The 2387-nt window shown below is 34.4% G+C and carries 4 protein-coding genes; 1 reads left to right on the top strand and 3 read right to left on the bottom strand.

The genetic code is table 11. The features are described 5' to 3' along the window. The coding region (locus tag HMPREF9065_RS10495) for a hypothetical protein (protein WP_369751039.1) at positions 1-166 on the bottom strand (166 nt) is incomplete at its 3' end. Positions 167-173: 7 nt separating this feature from the next. Between HMPREF9065_RS10495 and HMPREF9065_RS10150 the strand changes: the two genes are divergently transcribed. Next, positions 174-329, top strand: coding sequence for a hypothetical protein (locus HMPREF9065_RS10150; protein WP_156901117.1), 156 nt, complete (start codon positions 174-176; stop codon positions 327-329). Between the two features lie 719 nt (positions 330-1048). On the opposite strand, the gene HMPREF9065_RS0109605 is transcribed toward HMPREF9065_RS10150, so the two are convergent. Then, on the bottom strand, positions 1049-1474 hold the full coding sequence (locus HMPREF9065_RS0109605; protein WP_021616893.1) for a DUF6911 family protein: 426 nt from the start codon (positions 1472-1474) through the stop codon (positions 1049-1051). Next, the gene (locus tag HMPREF9065_RS01230) at positions 1464-1646 is read right to left on the bottom strand and encodes a cytidine deaminase-like fold-containing protein (RefSeq protein ID WP_021616892.1); all 183 of its coding nucleotides are present in this window, start codon (positions 1644-1646) and stop codon (positions 1464-1466) included. Before HMPREF9065_RS01230 ends, HMPREF9065_RS0109605 begins: the two co-directional genes overlap by 11 nt. Between the last annotated feature and the right edge of the window lie 741 nt (positions 1647-2387).

Genomic DNA, 2387 nt, shown 5'->3' with positions numbered 1-2387 from the left:
TAATTCCGGCTTGTTCATTGACTTGCGCATAATCCACTTTCGCTTTACTGTATGCCCCATTCGCTGAGACCCCAACGCCCGAACCATACGCCACCGAGCCGCTTGTGCCTGCGCTCATTTGTTTCGATTCGTATTTTTCCGTATCTTGGCGGCTCGTTATCGTCAGATTTTGAATGTCCGCTTCCCAACGTTTTGCTTTAAGATTCGCCCTTGATGGCGCAAGCGTCCTCGCTTGTGCCTATCAACTAAAAGTGCGGTCACAAAATCCAAAGAATTTTGAACATTGGTTCTCCCAACGTTTATGGGTAAAATTCGCAATTTTTTATTAAACAGCACAAGCGAGGACGCTTGCGCCATCAGGGGGATCGCATTTACATATTTTTCAAACCTCCCCCTACCTAGCCATAAAGCAATACAAAGATAATAAAAATATACAATTAAACATTATAACCAATCAATAATCATTTTATTTCTTAACTTTATTAAGTCTGGTATAGGAATAACAAAACCAGCAATAAAAAACACAAATGCCACCTTGAATAGTAATATATAATCAAATTCATTAAATTTAATATAATTTAAAAGTAGAAAAAAACCTATAAAAATAGAACCACAAAAGGACACAAAGGTACCAGACCAAATTAAGAAAAATAAAGTTCTCATTTTTTATCCCCCCCCACGATGGCGCGCGTTTCCTAACGCGTGCCCAAAACATCAATTTTTTTGATTCAAATCTTCACTATTTTCATGAATAACTTCACTTTGTTTATTTTTAGTTAGATATAAGCACGCGTTAGGAAACGCGCGCTATCTAGGGGCTCTTGCACTTTTTGTAAATCTTGTTTTTCAACACGTTGATCCGCATTTTTTGTGTCACGTGAAAGTGCGGTCAGATTTTCCGATGTTTCGGTTTTTACTAGAAATTAAATGTGAAATTATAAGATTAGCTTAAAAATAAGCTGCGCTGAAAATACAAAAAGTGTGATCAACTTTTGAGAAGTTTTAAAACTCTTTGAAAATTGACTGCACTTTATATAGATGTTTTAAATTATATATCCATTAACTCATAAGAAACATTTCCGGTTTCTAGTAACTCAATAAATACTCTTTTAATAAAATCAAAGTCTTCTATCACCGAACAAGCTGGATAGGGTTCTCCCTCAAAGTAAACCAATCCAGGAGTACCATTAAAGTCAGATTTTGTTCTAATTAGGAACTCCCCATCTTTTCCATACTCAATTAAAGTAAATAAATATCTTTCACCATCTGATTCCATCCTTAATTCAGATAAGCCTACTTCTGGTTCAGGTATAACTTCTAATCTAACGTCAGATCTATGATTCTTTGTGCTGTTAAGCATAGATAATATTTTATCTTTACCAATCTTAGATACCATATCCCTATCTGCCAAAGTTATCCATTCACCCTCTTCTGATTTATATGCACATGAAAAAAATAATAAGCTATTTTCCATTCTTATTTTCCTTTATTGATGTTTGCCCTTGAATCCAAGTATAAGTTCTCAGTTTGTTCTTATCATCAACAGCATGAACAATGACCGATTTTAACCCAGCTTTTTCAGCAGCTGTAGCTATATCATTTTTACAATAATCACAAACATCCTTACCTTGAACATTAATGACCATACTTTTACCTTTAGTTACCCACGATGGCGCGCGTTTCCTAACGCGTGCCCCAAAACATCAATTTTTTTGATTCAAATCTTCACTATTTTCATGAATAACTTCAGTTTATTTATTTTTTAACTCGATACAAGCACGCGTCAGGAGACGCGCGCTATCTTGGGGCTTGTTATGGCACAAGCGTGGACGCTTGCGCCATCAGAGGGGGTTTAACATAAGCATCATTAAAAATACAAAAGTGCGATCAATTTTTGAGAGGTTTTAAAACTCTTTGAAAATTGACCACACTTTATTAAAGCATGCTATTCAAATATCAAATAACCTAATATTTTTGCAAACATATTTTCCCCTCAACATTACCATCGCTTATTTTTAGCTTCAATGATCAAAACTAAAGTCGCCATTGCAGCAGAGCCATTTAACCAAAAAGATGCCATTTTCTTAAAATCAGAAAAAGAATAATTATCAAGCTTTAAAAGCAGCTAAAATAAGCTAAATGTGAATGTAAAACAAATAAGAAATATAATTAACCAAAATATAACGTATTGAAGCAATCGCTTAATTTCCATTACTCCACCCCAATATATTTCTTTATACTCTTTTCATTATCATCAAGAATATTACCCGCTTTACTACTACCGTATGCATCAGCCCAAGCACCAAATCTAGCTGGATATACGTACTCCTCATTACCTAAATTATAAAATTGCTCATTTCTATTTTTAGGATCATAGTAATATTTAT

This window comes from Aggregatibacter sp. oral taxon 458 str. W10330, assembly GCF_000466335.1.
Lineage (GTDB): Bacteria > Pseudomonadota > Gammaproteobacteria > Enterobacterales > Pasteurellaceae > Aggregatibacter.
The sequence above is the reverse complement of the archived record's forward strand: the minus strand, read 5'-3'. Positions and strand labels throughout refer to the sequence as shown.

Excerpts from the sequence above, each read along its gene's own strand:
- HMPREF9065_RS10150 (WP_156901117.1), top strand. The coding sequence starts at position 174 with ATGTCCGCTTCCCAACGTTTTGCTTTAAGATTCGCCCTTGATGGCGCA.
- HMPREF9065_RS01230 (WP_021616892.1), bottom strand. The coding sequence starts at position 1,646 with ATGGTCATTAATGTTCAAGGTAAGGATGTTTGTGATTATTGTAAAAAT.
- HMPREF9065_RS0109605 (WP_021616893.1), bottom strand. The coding sequence starts at position 1,474 with ATGGAAAATAGCTTATTATTTTTTTCATGTGCATATAAATCAGAAGAG.